Source organism: Paenibacillus sp. BC26 (assembly GCF_900116125.1).
Lineage (GTDB): Bacteria > Bacillota > Bacilli > Paenibacillales > Paenibacillaceae > Paenibacillus_Z > Paenibacillus_Z lignilyticus.
Genome location: NZ_FPAD01000001.1, coordinates 2,819,800 through 2,837,584 on the forward strand (window position 1 = coordinate 2,819,800; position 17,785 = coordinate 2,837,584).

Consider the following 17,785-nt stretch of genomic DNA (forward strand, 5'->3'; position numbering starts at 1 on the left):
AATCGGACCATTCCAGTCTGCTTCCTCGATTTCTTTATGAGCGCCATTCGTATAGCTGTTTATGGTCTTCCTCCAGAAAGCTTTTGCAGGTACATTCGCTTCGATCTGCGCAACCTTCCATGAACCCGGAAATCGATTAAATAACTCATAAGCAGCACCTTGTCCGACTTTCAGTCTTCGATAATTCTTCAGCACAAAAAACTCAGCCATCCAATAAATCGTCTCATCCCTGTCATTGGTCCCGAGTTCTCTTACGAGCGCAAATCCTGCCAGCTTATCATTCACTTTGATAAAGAAAGGGAATCTACCTTCTTCTGTCCAATAATGATCCAAATATTTATACTCGAACAGCCCTTGCGAATTGAGATCATCTTCCGGAAAAAACTCGCTAAAATCGTACCTGTACAGCTCCAATAAATTGCGCAGAATGGATTTCTGCTCGTATTCAACCTTTTGAATTGAGATCATCATGTGCGGCTCTCCCTCTATTATTAGCTTGCTCTCCTGAACGCTCCATCCTCAAATAAACGCTGCGTTCTTTAAAACCCAATGACTTCCAGAACCGATAAGCCGTCTCATTCCAGTGCATGACTTCCAGATCCAATTCCGTTGTGTTTAAATATTCCGTCAATTTCGCGAATGCCAATCTCCCATATCCGTTTCTTCTATCCTTCCTGCAAATAAAAAATTGCCTCAAATAAAGCGGCGATCTGCTATGGTTAACCAGCGCATAACCTCTACCTTCATCGCGCGCCACAAATTTGTATGCCCTATAGTCGGTTTCGATGAACTGCTTCATTCGAGCCTTCAATTGTTCGATATTCATCCTATTGTCGTGTTTCTCATCTTCTATGAGCTGTTTATTCCAATTGGCCAACAGCTCTAAATCTTCCACTGAGCATCGTTGTATTGTAAGGTCAGTCACCGAAATACCCCTCATCAATGTACGTAATTTCATTTCCGCCAACTAGCTTGGCAAATCCGTTATTGTAAAACGGTAATAAAGCATCGACTTTCTCAATCTCGATCCAGGCGATTTCGGAGATTTCATTCGGTCTTTGAATGGCTGCTTCTCCGCTAATGATCTCAGCCCTGAAGACAATGAATAGGAGATGATTCTGCGTGTTTCTGGACTTACATTCGTTGATTGCTACGATGCCGAATACCTTGACGTCAAGCCCAGTCTCTTCGCTCGCTTCTCTTATCGCAGCCTGCTCTAGAGTTTCGCCTTCCTCAACGGCTCCGCCGGGAAGCGACCAACTCGAGTTCCCGACATTTTTGACCATTAAAACTTTGGTTTTGGAAGCATTCGTTATTAAGGAGTAAGCAACATCCACTCTTTTCATTTCATCGCCTCCCTATCTGCAATCAATATCGGTAAGTCCTTACGATCTCCCCATTAATGATTTGGCCGTTCTGCTTAAATCCTACAGACTCATACAGATATCCAGCCTTTTCATTGTCCGGTTTATGACCGATTTGTATATCCTCGATGTCTTCTGTTTCCTTAATGTGTTTGAGTAATTGTTTCAATCCTGATTTGCCATATCCTTGCCCTTGATAGTTCTCGTCGATCATAAACACATAAATCCAATAGCGACCATCATCCTGATCCCGGCAATACATGCCGAAACCTATGACTGTGTCATTCTTACAGATAGCTACTGGCTTAAGATGATTCTCATATTTAGATTCGGCGATTGAATAAACGATGGGAACGATAAACCGCTGCCCATTCTCTTCACTAATTTGAAGCTGGGTGCAAGCAAACCAGTTACTTCGATCGACTTCATGAATCGTAATCATGCTTATGAAATCCTCATTTCAAACAAAGGTTAATAGAACTAAACAATTATTCTCAGTATAACAGCCATAGGAAAATCTGGAAAATAAAAAAAAGAAGCTGAAAACGCGCCTAAGACGTTGCAGCTTCTCCAATTTTCCAACTTACTTCACTATTGCTGCTTAGCAGCCGCATCCGGCAAAAACACCGTAATTGTAGTCCCGCTGCCGGGCTTGCTGCTTGCGGTGACCGTTCCGCCGTGCATCTCGACGATACGCTTCACGATGGATAAACCCAGTCCGCTGCCTCCGGCCATACGGCTTCGAGCTTTATCCGCCTTGAAGAAACGCTCAAAGATATGAGGCAAATCCTCCTCGGAAATCCCCAGACCATTATCCGAAATACAAACGCTCGCTCCGCCGCTTGTCCGTTTGACTTCAACCGAAATACTCCCGCCCTCCGGCGTAAACTTCATGCTGTTCGCGAGCACGTTTGTCCACACCTGGGACAGAAGCTCTTCATCGCCGCTGTAAGTGACTTCTTCGTCCAAATTCACGTCCATGAGCAGATCTTTCTCCGTCCATTGCGGCTCGCAAGCCAGGATGGTGGAACGCAGCTGCTGATCGAGCCGAAAGGGCTTCATTCGCATCGGCTGCTGATCGGCCTCCAATGTTGTAAGCTTCAGCAAGTTATCGCTCAACCTGGACAGGCGCACGCTTTCGGTTTCGATGATGCTCGCATAGTGCTGGCGCTGCTCCACTTCCAGCTTGGATTGCTGCAACACGCGCGCGAAGCCCCGAATGGACGTTAGCGGTGACTGGATTTCATGCGACACGTTGGAGATAAACGTTTGCCGCATTTGCTCCATCTGACTCAGCTCCGCTGCCATATCATTAATGCTGTGGGCAAGTTCGCTGAATTCACCGCGCATCTGCTTCGGCAATTCGATCGAGACGGAGAAATCCCCTTTCGACATGCGGCGAATCGCCGAAATATAAATATTAAAGCCTTCCCGATGCCTCCAAGGTCGGCCGATAAGGAACAACAGAATAAACAGGAGAAGAAAACCAAGGAACACGGTAAACAGCTGCTGCCAAAATCCGGTGTACAAGCTGGGTACGTTTCGTTCGGCGAAGAGTGCGTAGCGCTGCCCGCCAATATCAACAGGCATGCCAACCATCGCGAGCCCTTTACCAAAAATATTACCCCGCTCCACATCCTCGACGCTTCCCCCGGCAAGCACCTTTACCACATGCTCCCATTCGACCGCTGTGGCGATTTCTTTGTCCCCATCCTGCAGTTCACCGACAATTTGCTCGCGACCGGCGGCATCAATCATCTTAAACCGATACCCTTTGCTGTTCGACAGCGACTTCAAGCCGCCGATCCACTCCGAAACATTCTCTCGATTAGCGAGCGTGATTGTGATGAGATCAACTTCATGAAGCAGCGCGGATGTCGCGGCGGAATGATTCCGTTTCTCTTTCGTATAAGAAACGATCGTATATGCAGCCGTATAGCAAGTATAGATCGCAAGGTTCATTAACAGAACTCCTGCCAATCCGAACAGAAACCTCTTCCATTTTGGCATGACTATACCTCCAGCCGATAGCCAAGACCGCGTATCGTCTGAATGCGAAACCGGCTCTGTTCCTCGGGAAACTTCTCGCGCAGACGTTTAATATGAACATCTACCGTTCGCTCATCGCCTTCGTAATCATAACCCCAGAGCTGTTCGATTAACTGCTCGCGCGCGAAGGTTTTGCCGGGATAGCTCGCTAATTTGAACAGCAGTTCAAATTCCTTCATAGGCAGCGTCATCGTCGCATCCTCAACCGTCACCGAATAAGTGGACCGATTCAATACAACGCCGCCGGCTTGGACGGTTTGAGAAGTCGCAATGCGATAACGCTTCAGCAGTGCCTTCACGCGAGCTACCAGCTCAAGCGGCTCGAACGGTTTAACGAGATAATCGTCCGCGCCAAGCTCGAACCCTTTTACTTTCTGGCTGGTCTCTCCTTTTGCCGTCAGCATCAGAACCGGCAGCTCCATCCCGTCACGAATCTCCTTGCACAGCTCCCAGCCATCCATATTCGGCATCATCACATCCAGAATGACGAGCTGAACCTGTGTCGATTCAAGAACGGTGAGCGCTTCCTTCCCATCGCCCGCCTCCACAATCTCGAAGCCTTCAGCAGCGAGCAGCAGCGATATCAGTTCACGAATATGGGGATCGTCATCTACGATAAGCAGTTTGGTCATGGTGATCATCTCCGGTCTGTAAAATACTCTTGCTTGCGCTTATTATAAGGCCGCTCCATGAACAAAATATGAACAGCTATCGATCCTTCTCGAATGCACGCAGAACGCTTCCGCTCTGATGGGATTCTCTCAGCAACCGATACAACTCTGCCGCCACCTCAGCCGACGACCGCAATTTCCCTTGCTCATAGCTGGTTTGAAAGAAACTTTGCAGCGGGAAATCCGCCTTGTCCCGCCCGCGAGCAACGGTCTGCATCTGTGTATCAGTCATGCCGGGGTCAAATGCAAACACATGAACCGGATTTGCTTCATCCCGCTGCTCGTCGGCTATACAGCGGGTCAGCATATTAAGCGCTGCTTTGCCGCTGCAATACATACTCATGGAAGGTGCCGAATATTCGGCAAGACCGGAAGTTACATTAATGATCGTCTTACGGCGAAGCGCAGCTATTGCGCGGGTATGGTGAACAAATCGGCTGCAGAGCAGCATCGGCGCCAGCAAGCTTGTCTGCAAATGCGCCGCCATTTCTAATGCGCTGATGGCGTCAATCGGCTTTAACGGCTCCAGCATCGCGGCGTTATTCATGAGTAGTAGTTCGCTGATTTCCGCATCCTCGCGAATGTTCAGAAACAATCGATCTATGATCTGCTCCAGTTCTCCGGCATTTGCCAAATCACACGGCACGGAAGTGAATCGGTCGCGTCCAACGAGCACCTTGGATTCCGAACGCGACAATCCATAAACCTCATATCCCGCAGTTAACAGCTCCAAAGCCACTGCTTCACCAATTCCTCGCGACGTTCCCGTTACGATTGCAACTGCTTTTCCCCGATTCATAACAGCCGCCCTCCCTTGGTATCATTTTCCTCCATTGTAGCGATCTATGGATGAACTTCGCAACCTTACAGTCCCCATTGGCAAAAAAGCGACCTGCAAGCACAACGCTCACAGATCGCTCTTGTATTCCTTATTTTTGCCCCTTTGACGTCGTCCGCAGACCGCATGGCGTCCGATATCCATCCCGTATACGATTGCGATCCCCACTGTGTATCGGAGTAGATCAATGGCAAGGAATCCTTGCCCGAGCACCAATCCGCCAATTACAGTCGTGCGCAGCGCATGAATCCATTCCGCTTGATACAGCTGACTACATTCAACCGCCATACAGAATAAGAAACTGATACCGGCTGCAAGCGCTGCACGCTGCCGCACTAAGCAAGCACGACAACCAGCATAAATCATTCCTGCCCAGAGTGCATCGCCGGCATGATCCGCAACAAACCTGGGGAGACGATCTCCGAAGTGCCTAACCGATAACCCCAGCACAATTAGCACAAGAGCGGCAATGAAATAGTCGATCCGTCGTCTCATCCGAAGCCCCTAACTACCGCGATTACGCGATTACGCGATTATCGGTCCTAGTAAGGCAAATCATGCTTGCTCGTGTCCGCCTTCTCTTTCTTCCGTCCGACTACTTCCAGCACTTCCAGCAAATCCGGCGGCTGCAGCAATTCAACCGGTGACATGTTACGGTCGAATTGGAACGCATCTCCTTCGATGAGTGCAATATACCGGCCATTATAGGTTGCAAAATGAATCGATTGCCCAAACTCGGCAAGCGGTCCCTTCACCGAAACATCGCCAAGCTTGAACGCCACGCTTAGGTTCGGCTGCTGCTCGACCAGTCGCTCGGCTGCGGCAACAACGCGCTCTTGATCCCAAGACTGCTGCAGTTCCCTTTTCTCACTGGCCGCCCAGATTTCGAACTGATTCGCTTCTTGCTGGCGCTCTTCACCCACGTGGCCCTGCCATTTATCTTCCATATACTCATGAACCATCGTCAGCATATGCTCGCTCATCAGTTCAGGCATCGCCTTCTCATAGCTGACAAACCGCAGAAAATCCTCGAAATATCGAGCATGCGACGCTTGATGAATCTTGAGCTCCCACGGCTCCAGCATGCCATCCTCGGGCATGAACGGATATTGAATCGACTTCATATTGCGTGCGCTGATGGCCATTTCGACATGCGAAATAAGATTGTGCTCATCCGTAATACGGGCGATTTTTGGCTCGAAATCACACTTCAGCACGAAGATGAGCGGCTCATCCGTGTGACGATTCGGCGTGGCATGCACGACGATTAGCGCACCGCCGCGCACGGCCGCCGCTTCCATATAGAGTCGAACGAGCTCATCGGCAAAGCCGTGAAATTCTGATGCGGATTCGGATGCGCGCAGCCGCTGAAACGTATTATAGTTCGGATTACTGTCCAGCTCATAGCCGGGCTCCACGATAAAACGGCCGATTTTGGTCGGCGCGCCTTCGGTGCTTGGATGACGCTCGGCCTTACGTTTGCAGATTCGCGTGAACTCCCCATCGAGGAAGGACTTCAGCTCGCTCTCGGCATAATCATAACGATCCAGCGTCTGAAAATGCTTAAATGTCTTCGCGGCGCTGTTGTCGCCACCTTCACCTTGTATGACAAAAAACGATAAATACTCAACGATAAAGTCCATCCGTTATGTAAACTCCTTTGGCTGATGTAATCTGCGTAGCGAAGCGGTAAAGCCGACAAGCCGACACTCAAGTCATTAGCATAGCATAATTCGCCACAGACTGTCCTGCCGGAAATCATGTTCGGAATATTTAGAAATGATACTTCGCATTGCACTCCGCAATCGTAGTCTGCACAAACTGCTGCACCTCTTGTGCACGTTCGAGATCCGTGCTGTATAGCGTCCCGCCGGTACCGCCGCTGCGGATCTGAACAGCCTCCCGCACAACGCGATGCCACCTATTAGACTCCTGCTGCAGCAGATAGAGACCTGCATCGAGCTTTGTAATTATGCTGCTATGCTCCATGGTGTAGACAATTCTGGCGAGCGTCAGCACGGCGAATTCGATCCATTCCTCATCCATATAAAGCTCTGCTCGGTTCGCTTTCCCCGCCCAGTAGACGTTCAAATTATAGTTCATCGCGCCTCGTATTTCATCCCATTCCACGACGATGCCGAGCTCCGACGCTTCAGGGCCAAACACCGCAATGCCATGATTCTTCAAAATCCAAGCGGATGTCGCATCAACATAACCGGTATGCAAACTCTTCTTTCCGCCATGAGACAGTCTCGGAAATGTCTCCCCTGCCGGTTCCGCATTCTTGCTCAGATGTGCCAAGCTCGTATACAGCCCTTCAACCGCCAGATGAAACGGTTGCTTCGCATGTAATTCCTCATGGATGGCCGTAATCTTGGCGTTGTCTTCCTCGTTAATGACAGCTTGATTTAACACGACAATGACATCTATATCGCTCTTCATGCTTTGATAACCGCCCAGGGCGATCGAGCCTTGAAGATACAGTCCATGTACGAGATGCGGCACATGCAAACGAAGCAACCGGCCAAAATCGTCCATCAACGGAGTTAGTTCATCCGGAATCATGGCGTTATTCATGCTCTTATTCATGGTTCACCCCTCCCTTCCTTTTACGCCTTTCAGTTTAGAAGCTTCCCTCCACATACTATCGGTATTGCTCCCCGGCAAAAATAGAAAAGTTGAATTATTTTCTTTCTTATTTTGAAAATGTGGGGGCTGAGAGTCGGGTTTTCCTACTCTCGGACCGTTTTATGGCCGATTCTGTGGCCGAGAGTCGCATTTTCCGACTCTCAGGCGGCGCAGGTGGTGAAATCGATGTACTTTCTGTGCTGAGAGACGGAATTTCCTACTCTCAGACCTTTTTACTGACGGTTTTGTGGCTAAGAGTCGCATTTTCCGACTCTCAGGCGGCGCAGAAAGTGAAATCGAGGCACGAGGCACTTTCTGTGCTGAGAGTCGGGTTTTCCTACTCTCAGACCTTTTTACTGACGGTTTTGAGGCTGAGAGTCGCATTTTCCGACTCTCAGGCGGCGCAGGTGGTGAAATCGACGCACTTTCTGTGCTGAGAGACGGAATTTCCTACTCTCAGATCTTTTTACTGACGGTTTTGTAGCTAAGAGTCGCATTATCCGATTCTCGGTCTGCGCAAGCTCCGGAACCCACTAACACTCTCGAAGTGACACAATCGCCGAAACCCAAGTAACCTTACCTTTCTCGGAGCAATAAGCGAATATACCGCGTACGAGTAAGGCCCTCCTACACCGGCTAGTTAGATTGACTTGTTGGGAGCTAGTTTGGCTGGTTTGAGATTAGTTCGACTAATTTGGTTGGAGGCATGTTTGATAGTTGGAGGCTAGGTTGGCTGATTTGAGTTTAGTTTGGTTATTAGGTTGCTTGGAGGCTAAGTTGGCTGGTTCGAGACTAGTTTGGCATGCTTGAAGGCTAGATTGCTGCTTGAGTGTAGTTTCGTTGGCTGAAGGCTAGTTACTCCTTGAAACTTATGTTGGCTGGCTGGAGGCTAGTTTACTGAGAGTCGAATTTCATGACGCTCTACGCTCTGCCCTCCACTCTCTCCACAACAAAGAAAAAAGCTGCCCCCTGTCATCAGCTGATGACACATGGGACAGCCTCTATACAATTACTATCCAGCAGCTACAGGCTCGGAAACCAAGGAGGTCAACTCGCCGCAATAGAGCAGCTTCAGCTTGTGCAGCGCACGTGTGCAAGCGACATAGAGCAGCTTCGCATCGTTGCTGCCGAAGCTGTCACCGTCCGCGTCCGCGATCAGCACGGCGTCGAACTCGAGCCCCTTGGACAAATACGCGGGAACGACGGTCAAACCGCCGCCGTAGGCATCCTGCTTACTCTGCACGAGCGAAGCCGCTATGCCTGCTTCCGCAAGCTTACCGGCAATCTCCTCGCAAGAGCGTGCCGTTCGGCCAAGCACGGCCATCGTCCGGTAATGGCCGGATTTCTGCCATGCCTTCACGGTGTCAACGACCATCGCGAGCCGCTCATCATCGGTGGAAGCGTTGGTCACTTCCACCATTTCGCCGCTCCGGAACACAGGTACAGCCGGCTTCACGCCGGTCCCCATCGCACCGAGAACCAGGTTCGCGAAGTCGATGATTTCCATCGTCGACCGATAACTCCGGTCGAGCTCAAAGTACCCCGTATCAGTCTCCGGCAGCAGCGAAATCAGCTCTTTCCAGCTATGAATCCCCGCATAGCCGTGGATCCCTTGCTGCAAGTCGCCGAGCACCGTCATCGACGGCTGGCGCTGGCACTGCTTCAGCGCTTCAAGCTGAAACGGCGAGTAATCCTGCGCCTCATCGATGACGATGTGATCGTACGGCGAATGCTCGAAGCCGAATAGCCGCAGCTGAATATAAACCAGCGGCGCCAAATCCTCCGGCTGAACGAGCTTCTGCTTTAGCGACTTGATCGTCGCCGCGGTGCTCTTCGCAGGCAGCAGCTCTTGTACAGCCGGCTCGCGCAGCAACGAGCTGTACAGTTGGGATGCCGTATACGAAGGAATTTTCTTCGTGTACGCATTTAACTTCGTACCCAGCTGCGACTTCAGCTTGCTGTCCGTCAATCGGCGCGTCTTCCACTCCGACTCCAGCCAGCGCTTGAGCCGACTAACCAGCCGGCTGCGCCGCTTCATGTAAGGCTCGCTTGCATCGTCCGTGGAGAGCCACTCGACGATCATAGCCGGCGTGACTTTCCAGCCTGGCATCGGCTCGAAGGACTGTTCTGGGATAAGCGAAGCTTCGGTCAAAGACAGCTTCTCATCAACCAACGCCTTAAAAGCCAAGCTGCCTTTCACACGGCTCGGCGCATGCTCCATTTCTTCGCGCGTCCTCGGCTGTTCGAACCAATACACGAATGGATCATAAGCTTCATCCAGACGAACCTCATGCTGCAGCTGCTCCTGCGCCCAATCGGCAAAAGTAGTCTGCAGAATATCGCCAACGCCCAGCTCCGGCAAGACGCCGGAAATATAATCAAGGAACATGCGGTTCGGTGCGAAAATAACCATACGCTCTGCCCGGATCGCGCCTGCATACCGATAGAGCAGGTAAGCCAGCCTGTGCAGCGCAACGGTTGTTTTCCCACTACCTGCAACCCCTTGAATGAAAACAGCTTTATTTTTATCCGTACGAATGATGCGATCCTGCTCCTGCTGAATCGTCGAGACGATATCACGCAGCTTGTTATCCTTGCTCTCACCTAGCCGATAGAGTAGAAACTCATCGGTGACGGACTCCTCTTCCTGGCCTCGCACATAGCTGTCGACGACCCGCTCAAGCTTCCCATCCCGGACCATTAGATTGCGTTTGAGATGCACCGTACCTTCAACATCGCCGTCCGGCGACTCGTACGTAACAGGCGCTTCCCCGCCGCTGAACGCATAGAACAAGCTCGCCACAGGCGCGCGCCAGTCGACGACCAGCACTTCATTCGACTTCTCGTGGGCAACGCCGGCTTTTCCGATATAGAGCGGCTTCGGTGCAGGATGCACCATTTCTTGAAAATCAATTCGGCCAAAATAAGGCTCTCGCTCGGCCACCTCCAGCCGTTGCTGCCGCTGTTCGCGCTGCAGCTCCAACATTTGCTCGGTGAAATCATTGCCGGTGTAGCGCGGTCCGATTTCGCGAAGCTGTTTGCGAATTTGCACCAGTACTTCGTCTACGCGCGCAGCCTCTTCTTGAAAGGCACTTTGAACGGTCATGTCAGTTACCTCCCTCTGCGACTGCAAGCCGCTTGCATTCTAGTGCAGCGTAATAAACAGCTCTCGCAGCCTGTGCCCGCTAGGCTTATCAGGAGGCGGCGAAAGCCGCATTCGCATGCGGCTTGGTCTGAAAATATGTGATAATAGCTTAGGCTCCTGGGCGGAGCACGAGTGACCACTATAGCATAACCAAACCACTGTAGTCAATCCATTCCATTTTAGACAAGATACGACTATTACAGCACCGTTCGAAGCAACCAAATCACGACGACGATATGCAAAATAAGCAGGAGCGGCAGCCCGACGGAAAATGAAGGATGCTTCGTCTTATGACGGAACATCCGCATAGCTACGAAGCCTCCCAATGCTCCGCCAATAGCGCTCATTCCGAGCAAACGGCGTTCAGGAATGCGATGCCTGCGATCGCGGACGGACCGCGCTTTGTCAATTCGCATTAAAGCGAACACGTAGATATTAATGATGATGATATAAGCTAATACGAGCTTGTCCAATAGAGTCAGTGTCATTCAGCAGACCTCCTTAATTCTTGGGGCGTGGCTTCGCGCGGTTAGTCGGTTCTGCCTCAAGCGGATTATCCGGCCAGTAATGCTTCGGATAACGACCTTTCAAATCCTTCTTAATTTCAAAATAAGCATGCTGCCAGAAACTAGCCAGATCCTGCGTCACCTGTACAGGCCGCTGCGCAGGAGAGAGCAGATGAATCGTCAAAGGCAGCTTCCCTCCTGCGATGCGAGGCGTTTGCTGCAGGCCAAACAGCTCCTGTAAGCGAACGGCGACAAAAGGCGCCGCCGGATCGCTGTAATCGACCGGAATCCGCGAACCGCTCGGCACAGTGATATGCGTCGGTACTTCCTGATCGAGCTCCGAACGCTCCTGCCATGTGAGCAGCGATTCCAATAGCGTCACCATAGACAGCCGCGACAGATCATTTCGGCTTCTCATCCCGCCAATGAAAGGAGAAAGCCAATCCGGCAACGTAGCAACTAATGCCTCACTCGAAACATCGGGCCAGCTGCTATTGTAGGTATGCATGAGTGCAATCCGCGCTTGCAGCTGACGAGCCTGCTTCGTCCAAGGGAGCAGCTCCAGCCCCTGTTCAGCGATGCCGCTTAGCAGCGCCTCCGTAACAAGAACGGGATCCGCTTCCGTGAGCTGCGTTTCCTTTAGAATCAGTGTACCAAGTCGCAGCCTGCGCCGGGCTCTTACGGATTCGGTCTGGCGATTCCATTTCACTTCCGTTTCCGTTTCGATCTGATCGGCAAAATCATGCTCTAGCTCCGTTAACGTAATCGGCGCTGACAGCTGTATGCGGCTGTCGCTTCCGCTGTCCTCCAGCTCCGCAGCAGCGAGATAGGCTGAGCCCGATAACGGCTGCAGCTCTTGAATGGCTGCGCCTCGGCCGCTGCGGAGCAGATAGCGGCCATCGCTCCGGCGCTGCGCGATGCGGTCGGGGTACGCCAGCGCGAGCAGCAAGCCGCAGCTGTCGCCGGGCTGCGGCGCCGTATCATGGATGCCTGCCGCGCGCATCCACTCTTTCGCCTCTGCTGCAATGCGTTTCACCGCTGCTTCGTCCGGCTGCTCGCCTGCAGCCCGCCCGTGCAGCGCATCAAGGCGCAGCCGCATGTCAATGCTGCGCGATTGGCGCAGCAGGTCGCGGTCGCTCAGCAGCGCCGCGAGCTCGCACGCGAGGCGGCCAAGACCGAGCTTCTTGGCTTTCAGCACCATATGCGCGAGCCTCGGGTGCATACCGAGCTCCGCCATCTCGCGCCCGTGAGCGGTCGGCTTTCCATCCGCATCGATAGCTTCAAGCTCGCGCAGAAGCTCCATCGCTTGCGAATACGCGGCCGCCGGCGGCTTCGTGAGCCAGGCCAGATCCTCGCCTGGATCTGAGATTCCCCAGATCGCCAGCTCCAGAGCAAGCGGCGCCAGGTCGGCACCGAGCAGCTCCGGATCGCTCTGAGGCTGCAGCTGGTAATGGGCCTGTTCCGTCCACAGCCGGTAACAATAACCCGGCGCTTCCCGCCCGGCACGGCCGCGCCGTTGATCGGCGGAAGCGATCGAGACGGGGACCGTCTCCAATCTCGCCATTCCGGTGCGCGCCGAGAAACGCGGTACGCGGCTTAGACCGGCGTCCACCACGATACGCACGCCGCGCACCGTGACGCTGGACTCCGCGATGGAGGTGGCAAGAACGATTTTGCGCATGCCAGGTGTCGAAGCCGGCGCAACGGCACGATCCTGCGCCTCAGGCGGTAGCGCCCCATAGAGCGGCATAATCGTGAGCGATTCTGCCGAAGACAGCGAAGCGGAAGATTGCGCAGCTCGCAGCAGCCCTTCGACTCGCCTTATTTCCCCTGCTCCGGGCAGAAATACGAGCGCATCCCCTTCATGCTGCCTCATGGCCTCAATGACAGTCCGCGCGGCAGCATCTTCAATTCTGCCGGATACCGGCTTGGCGGCGTAGAAGGTCTCGACCGGATATGCGCGCCCTTCGCTCACAAGCATCGGCGCATCGCCAAGCAACGCCGCAACAGGCTCTGCTTCAAGCGTTGCGGACATGACAAGCAATCGCAGATCCTCTCGCAGGACAGATTGCGTCTGCAGACAAAGCGCAAGCCCCAGGTCTTCATGCAAATGCCGCTCATGGAATTCGTCGAAGATGACAAGTCCGACGCCTTCAAGCGCCAGATCCGTTTGCAGCATTCGCGTCAGGACGCCTTCCGTGATGACCTCAATCACGGTATTCCGTCCGACTTTGGTATCCATCCGCACGCGATACCCAACCGTTCCTCCCACTTGTTCGCCTAGCGCTGCAGCCATATAACGCGCGGCAGATCGAGCCGCTAATCGGCGCGGCTCCAGCATGAGGATGCGCTGTCCTTGCAGCCAGGGCGCATCCAGCAATGCGAGCGGTACTCTTGTCGTCTTACCCGCGCCGGGCGACGCTACGAGCACGGCGGAATTCCGCGCTTCAAGCACCTGCCGCAGCTCAGGCAGAAGCGCGTCAATCGGAAGCGGTTCTTCAGCGCGAACCGTTCGATTGTGGTTACGTTCATTCATGGCTAGTTCCCCTGTCTCTCATTCTCATATGTCCTATTATAGGGACTATCCGCTTTCACCGTCAAAATTCCGAACCCAATTGGATCTGCTAATATTTCACCTGTTGAAAGATGAGTCGCTCCGAACATGCTTATAATGAAAGAACCGCCAGAGAAAAACTCTCTGACGGTTATAACAAGCGCTATCGCGTTCCGGAAATTAGGCTGCCGGGAGATCCAGCAGGCGAAGCTCATCCAAGCCGGAGCAGCGATTGCTTGGGCTTCTCATACCATTCCTTTAAGATGTGCTCCGCCTTCTTGCCATATATATCAAAGCCAACATTCGCTTGAGCCTCTTCCCTGTCGTACAGCTTCACGCTCCAATCCCACCAGAAGAAACCGGCAAACCATGGCTCGTCCCAAAACACCTTTAAGACCGAGCTGTAGAAATTCGCCTGCTCTTCTTCACTGACGGGCAGCTCGGTATGCGTGAAATCCCAAGGCATCGTCGCGCAGCCAAGCGCGCTGCGGCAGCCGATTTCCATGAAGATAATGGGCTTGCCGAATTTCGCGTGCAGCAATGCCATCTTCTCGCGCACCGGCAACCAATTGGCAATCATCTCCTCTTCGCTATCGCCGGGGTGATTCGCTACCGGATAATAAGCGCTCGTACCAATGAGGTCCACTTGGTCGAACCATTTAATCCGCTCCTCCGACCCGTGGTTAGCGTTATAGACGATCGGCCCGTCATAAATGCTCCGGATTCGCGCGATCAACTGCCTCCAATGCTCCTGCTTGGCTTCGGTCTTCACCATTTCGCAGCCGATGCAGAACATCTCGCACCCTAACTCTTGCGCGAGCTCCGCATAGTGGCTAAGAAAATTGCCATAAGACTGGAACCATGCATCCCAGTAAGGTTCTGCGCCGGATTCCTCCGGGAAGCCGATGTGCGCGCGCCAGATCCCGTCCTTCGAGTTGACGACGGGCTTCAAGCATACTTTCAAGCCCAACGCCTTGGCTTCTTTTACGGTGTGCTCGATATCCCTGTCGGTCATCGTCAATCCGTAATCGAACGGAATTTCGGTCGCATACACGTTATTTTGCATCGTATAAAACGATAATGCGATCCATTCGCTGCCTGTCTCGCTCAGCTTGCGAAGAGAATCAACGGCATAAGGCTGCCTGTAAGAGCCTCGGGAACTATTCCATCCATACGTCATCCCTTTGATGAACAAATCGGTCGGCAACGCATCTTCTCTCCTTTACGTAGTTATTCTCGCACTGGCAAGGGGTAGCTTCTCAGGTCGGGAAGCTCATCGCGTGTCAGCGTGAACGAGTGATTGTAAAATTTCCGGAGCATCTCCCAGTCGGTAAACTGCTCGGACTTCACGAAATCGCCATACCACGTACAATTCCACGCCCAAAGCGCTCCATCCTCGAGCATGCTGTCAGGGTCAGGCAAAGGCCCGTTTTCCGAAAGGGCAATGATTTTGGCTTCACGTGTGTAATCGGCTGCCTGATTGAATCTCTTAACGTTCGACACGTAATTGCGCTCTGGGACGTAGACGTCTTCGCCAATGATGTCGACGTATTCATCACCGGGATACCAGTCTTCATGCTGACCGTTCCAAACCCAAATCAGGTTATGTAGCCCGTGCATATGGGTCATGCGTTCAACCATTAGCTTCCACAGACGGATACACGGCTGAGGGCCTTTCGCCCCCCACCAAAACCATCCGCCGGCTGCTTCGTGAAGCGGCCTCCACAATACAGGAACGCCGGCGTCCCGGAGCTTGGCCAGCAAACCCGAAATGGCGTCGATATCGCGCAGCAGCAGTCGATGCTCTTCGGAATCGGTATCCTCCATCGCTGCTGCCAAATCGAAAGTCGTCGCCGACGTATAGAAGCCGCGATGCCAGCCGTTGTCGGGCGGCTGATCCATGAGGTCCTTCGGCGCGTTCCAATGCCAGCAAAAGGTGACGATGCCGCCATCTTCCCACCACTTGAGCGCAAGCTCCGTGTCCGTCCCAACCGCTCCCCGCTCCAAGCGCGAAGGAGAATCGTTCATGAAATCGAATCCGCCGACAGCGGGATACTTGCCTGTTTCGCGATGGATGAAATCCATCTCGGGCGTCGTAATAACGCCAATTTGTTGACCTGTCAACATTTTGCGTCCGTAGGTATCGCATAAATAAGCCATCAGCCGTTTGGCGCAATCATCGGCATTCGGATTGATAAGTTTCGGCTGAACCTGAAACCGATTGTGATCTCCGGCGTTTGCTGACATACTCTGCCTCCCCAAGCTTGATCGTCATGCCATTAGTTACGCGTAATCGTAAACGCCAGATCGGATTGAGAGGTATCCGGCGAAACGAGAACAAGCTTGCCGTCCGCTGCTTCTACGGATCCAGCTGCAACCGAAGCGCCTGTCCAAGGATCGTACCAAGACAACGTGTACGTGCCAACCGGCCAATCCGGCAGCGAAACCGATTTTCTTCCGGCTCCTCCGTTCTCTGCGAGCAGCCAACCATAGGATTGACGCTCCCCTTGCATCGCCCAAGCTTGCGCCTGTCCGCCTTCATCGCCTTCCGCGCTGTTCACCGGAACGCGCTTCTCGCGAAAATCAATGCCAGCCGTAAATGCGGCCAAATGCTTCATATGCAGAAACATCTCGTCGCTGACTTGTCCGAAATCCCACCAGAACGGCGTGGAAGCCAAGCCGCTTGCGAGCGAAATCCAGATCGACTGATGATATTTCAGCGTATCGGTCACATTCCCCGTTTCTCCGATGATTAGCGGCTTCTCATAGCTGTCCCACCGTTTGCGGATATCTTGGGCGAAAGCCTTGTAACTGAGATTGTAGTAGTTCTCTCGATCGGCAAGATCCAGCGTCCGATAGCCATAATCCCAATAATCCTGTCGATTCCCCGCCATGGAGCCCATCGTCGGATGCCCGTAGGGATCATGCTCTTTGAAATAGCTGTGCACCTTCGCCGTCCAAGCATCGGTATCTGATGTGCTGCCGTGTACCCAGCCGTCCGTGCCGTTAATCTCGCACACCAAGTCCCAAATGCCGATTGCGCTGCTATACCCCCAGCGGGCAATGATGTAGCGGTAGAGATGCTCCTGATAGACCCACATCTCTTGGCTTGTAAAAAAATCCTTCGCTTCGCCTAGCTCCGCGTAACCGCTCTTCTCCCACGCTTTCGGCCATCCGTCCAAACTGTCGGCCAGCGAGTCATGCGGCCAAATGACGAAGTTCATGTGCAGCTCCCGCTGCTCGAACGATTCGATCAAATCATCGATGCGCCTAGCCTTAAGAGGGTCGATCTTCTCGACGCCGAACGTGGCGGATTGCAGCTGATTACTGCCGCCCCCATTGCCGGAGCTGTCATAATTGCCGTTCCAGTAGGTAATGAGGTTGCCGCCGTGCGCTGCGATTTTATCAAGATTGACGTCGGTAATTCCCCACGGGTAGGCTACGCCTACACCGTAGAAGGAAGAACCGTCCCTATATTCGAGATACCGCTTATTATCGTCCGACACTTGAATCCAGCCGCGACGCTTGGCAGGAGCCGCCTCGAACGAGGCCGGCGGCCCTTCAGTCGCAGCTCCGGCTGTGACGGCATGCAGCCGGTAGCTCCACTTGCCGGCTTCATCCGGCGAGAACCGGACCTTCCAGGCAAATCCGGTACCGTCGTAGAAGCCGTTAACCGACCACTTCTTCCCGCTTGGCGAAGTCAAGTCCATGGACAGGTCAATCTCTCGCGGATCGTAAGGATTCTTATAATCGGCGTCCATCTCCAGCGTAAGCTCGAATTTCGAATAGAGCTCGATGGCATCTGCATTCGCCACGACATTTCGAATAATCGGCGCTTTCGCTGCCGGCACCGCATCATGCGTCGTCCCAGTATCAGGAGCCGATCCCGATTCCTTCTGCGTCTGAGATTGATTTGCGGGACCTTTACTCGCTGTTAGCGCCATAAAGCCGATTGCCGTCAACACGAGTATACTTCCGCCTGCTAAGAGGACTAGTTTGCGATTGAACATGAGTGATGTCTCCTCTCGCG

The 17,785-nt window shown here is 52.9% G+C and carries 15 protein-coding genes and 1 pseudogene; all 16 read right to left on the bottom strand.

Annotation, left to right across the window (positions count from 1 at the left end; all coding sequences use genetic code 11):
* Window positions 1-78 precede the first annotated feature (78 nt).
* Window positions 79-471 (bottom strand): annotated as a pseudogene (locus BM412_RS32905) (GNAT family N-acetyltransferase); the annotation flags it as partial.
* Complete coding sequence (locus tag BM412_RS12375; protein WP_143111609.1) at window positions 446-958, bottom strand: GNAT family N-acetyltransferase; 513 nt, start codon at window positions 956-958, stop codon at window positions 446-448. The pseudogene BM412_RS32905 and the gene BM412_RS12375, both read right to left, overlap by 26 nt.
* On the bottom strand, window positions 918-1,346 hold the full coding sequence (locus BM412_RS12380) for an NUDIX hydrolase (protein ID WP_091218151.1): 429 nt from the start codon (window positions 1,344-1,346) through the stop codon (window positions 918-920). The genes BM412_RS12375 and BM412_RS12380 overlap by 41 nt, the downstream gene beginning before the upstream one ends.
* A 22-nt stretch (window positions 1,347-1,368) precedes the next feature.
* Entirely contained in the window at window positions 1,369-1,806 is a 438-nt protein-coding gene (locus BM412_RS12385; RefSeq protein ID WP_091218153.1) for a GNAT family N-acetyltransferase, read from the bottom strand.
* 149 nt (window positions 1,807-1,955) lie between these two features.
* Window positions 1,956-3,374 carry a HAMP domain-containing sensor histidine kinase gene (locus BM412_RS12390; protein ID WP_256256280.1) on the bottom strand — a complete coding sequence of 473 codons (1,419 nt, stop codon included), beginning with the start codon at window positions 3,372-3,374 and terminating at the stop codon, window positions 1,956-1,958.
* A 2-nt stretch (window positions 3,375-3,376) separates the two neighbouring features.
* On the bottom strand, window positions 3,377-4,045 hold the full coding sequence (locus BM412_RS12395) for a response regulator transcription factor (RefSeq protein ID WP_091218156.1): 669 nt from the start codon (window positions 4,043-4,045) through the stop codon (window positions 3,377-3,379).
* 76 nt (window positions 4,046-4,121) lie between these two features.
* The gene (locus BM412_RS12400) at window positions 4,122-4,883 is read right to left on the bottom strand and encodes an SDR family NAD(P)-dependent oxidoreductase (RefSeq protein WP_091218158.1); all 762 of its coding nucleotides are present in this window, start codon (window positions 4,881-4,883) and stop codon (window positions 4,122-4,124) included.
* A 108-nt stretch (window positions 4,884-4,991) separates the two neighbouring features.
* The gene (locus BM412_RS12405) at window positions 4,992-5,417 is read right to left on the bottom strand and encodes a ribosomal maturation YjgA family protein (protein ID WP_091218161.1); all 426 of its coding nucleotides are present in this window, start codon (window positions 5,415-5,417) and stop codon (window positions 4,992-4,994) included.
* 47 nt (window positions 5,418-5,464) lie between these two features.
* A complete protein-coding gene (locus BM412_RS12410) occupies window positions 5,465-6,565 on the bottom strand; it encodes a DUF3900 domain-containing protein (protein WP_091218163.1) in 1,101 nt (366 codons plus the stop codon).
* 130 nt (window positions 6,566-6,695) lie between these two features.
* Complete coding sequence (locus BM412_RS12415; protein WP_091218165.1) at window positions 6,696-7,511, bottom strand: aminoglycoside adenylyltransferase domain-containing protein; 816 nt, start codon at window positions 7,509-7,511, stop codon at window positions 6,696-6,698.
* A gap of 1,051 nt (window positions 7,512-8,562) precedes the next feature.
* A complete protein-coding gene (locus BM412_RS12420; protein ID WP_091218168.1) occupies window positions 8,563-10,656 on the bottom strand; it encodes a HelD family protein in 2,094 nt (697 codons plus the stop codon).
* A gap of 236 nt (window positions 10,657-10,892) precedes the next feature.
* Window positions 10,893-11,183 carry a DUF1294 domain-containing protein gene (locus BM412_RS12425; protein WP_091218169.1) on the bottom strand — a complete coding sequence of 97 codons (291 nt, stop codon included), beginning with the start codon at window positions 11,181-11,183 and terminating at the stop codon, window positions 10,893-10,895.
* Window positions 11,184-11,196: 13 nt separating this feature from the next.
* Window positions 11,197-13,737, bottom strand: coding sequence for an ATP-dependent helicase HrpB (gene hrpB / locus BM412_RS12430; RefSeq protein ID WP_091218173.1), 2,541 nt, complete (start codon window positions 13,735-13,737; stop codon window positions 11,197-11,199).
* Between the two features lie 229 nt (window positions 13,738-13,966).
* Entirely contained in the window at window positions 13,967-14,935 is a 969-nt protein-coding gene (locus BM412_RS12440; protein ID WP_091220387.1) for a glycoside hydrolase family 113, read from the bottom strand.
* A gap of 50 nt (window positions 14,936-14,985) precedes the next feature.
* The gene (locus tag BM412_RS12445; RefSeq protein ID WP_091218179.1) at window positions 14,986-16,002 is read right to left on the bottom strand and encodes a glycosyl hydrolase; all 1,017 of its coding nucleotides are present in this window, start codon (window positions 16,000-16,002) and stop codon (window positions 14,986-14,988) included.
* Window positions 16,003-16,034: 32 nt separating this feature from the next.
* A complete protein-coding gene (locus BM412_RS12450) occupies window positions 16,035-17,765 on the bottom strand; it encodes a DUF5060 domain-containing protein (RefSeq protein WP_143111610.1) in 1,731 nt (576 codons plus the stop codon).
* Between the last annotated feature and the right edge of the window lie 20 nt (window positions 17,766-17,785).

Excerpts from the sequence above, each read along its gene's own strand:
- BM412_RS12390 (WP_256256280.1), bottom strand. The coding sequence starts at position 3,374 with ATGCCAAAATGGAAGAGGTTTCTGTTCGGATTGGCAGGAGTTCTGTTA.
- BM412_RS12375 (WP_143111609.1), bottom strand. The coding sequence starts at position 958 with ATGAAATTACGTACATTGATGAGGGGTATTTCGGTGACTGACCTTACA.
- BM412_RS12450 (WP_143111610.1), bottom strand. The coding sequence starts at position 17,765 with ATGTTCAATCGCAAACTAGTCCTCTTAGCAGGCGGAAGTATACTCGTG.
- BM412_RS12395 (WP_091218156.1), bottom strand. The coding sequence starts at position 4,045 with ATGACCAAACTGCTTATCGTAGATGACGATCCCCATATTCGTGAACTG.
- BM412_RS12415 (WP_091218165.1), bottom strand. The coding sequence starts at position 7,511 with ATGAATAAGAGCATGAATAACGCCATGATTCCGGATGAACTAACTCCG.
- BM412_RS12405 (WP_091218161.1), bottom strand. The coding sequence starts at position 5,417 with ATGAGACGACGGATCGACTATTTCATTGCCGCTCTTGTGCTAATTGTG.
- BM412_RS12440 (WP_091220387.1), bottom strand. The coding sequence starts at position 14,935 with ATGACGTATGGATGGAATAGTTCCCGAGGCTCTTACAGGCAGCCTTAT.
- BM412_RS12410 (WP_091218163.1), bottom strand. The coding sequence starts at position 6,565 with ATGGACTTTATCGTTGAGTATTTATCGTTTTTTGTCATACAAGGTGAA.
- BM412_RS12420 (WP_091218168.1), bottom strand. The coding sequence starts at position 10,656 with ATGACCGTTCAAAGTGCCTTTCAAGAAGAGGCTGCGCGCGTAGACGAA.
- hrpB (WP_091218173.1), bottom strand. The coding sequence starts at position 13,737 with ATGAATGAACGTAACCACAATCGAACGGTTCGCGCTGAAGAACCGCTT.
- BM412_RS12445 (WP_091218179.1), bottom strand. The coding sequence starts at position 16,002 with ATGTCAGCAAACGCCGGAGATCACAATCGGTTTCAGGTTCAGCCGAAA.
- BM412_RS12385 (WP_091218153.1), bottom strand. The coding sequence starts at position 1,806 with ATGATTACGATTCATGAAGTCGATCGAAGTAACTGGTTTGCTTGCACC.
- BM412_RS12425 (WP_091218169.1), bottom strand. The coding sequence starts at position 11,183 with ATGACACTGACTCTATTGGACAAGCTCGTATTAGCTTATATCATCATC.
- BM412_RS12400 (WP_091218158.1), bottom strand. The coding sequence starts at position 4,883 with ATGAATCGGGGAAAAGCAGTTGCAATCGTAACGGGAACGTCGCGAGGA.
- BM412_RS12380 (WP_091218151.1), bottom strand. The coding sequence starts at position 1,346 with ATGAAAAGAGTGGATGTTGCTTACTCCTTAATAACGAATGCTTCCAAA.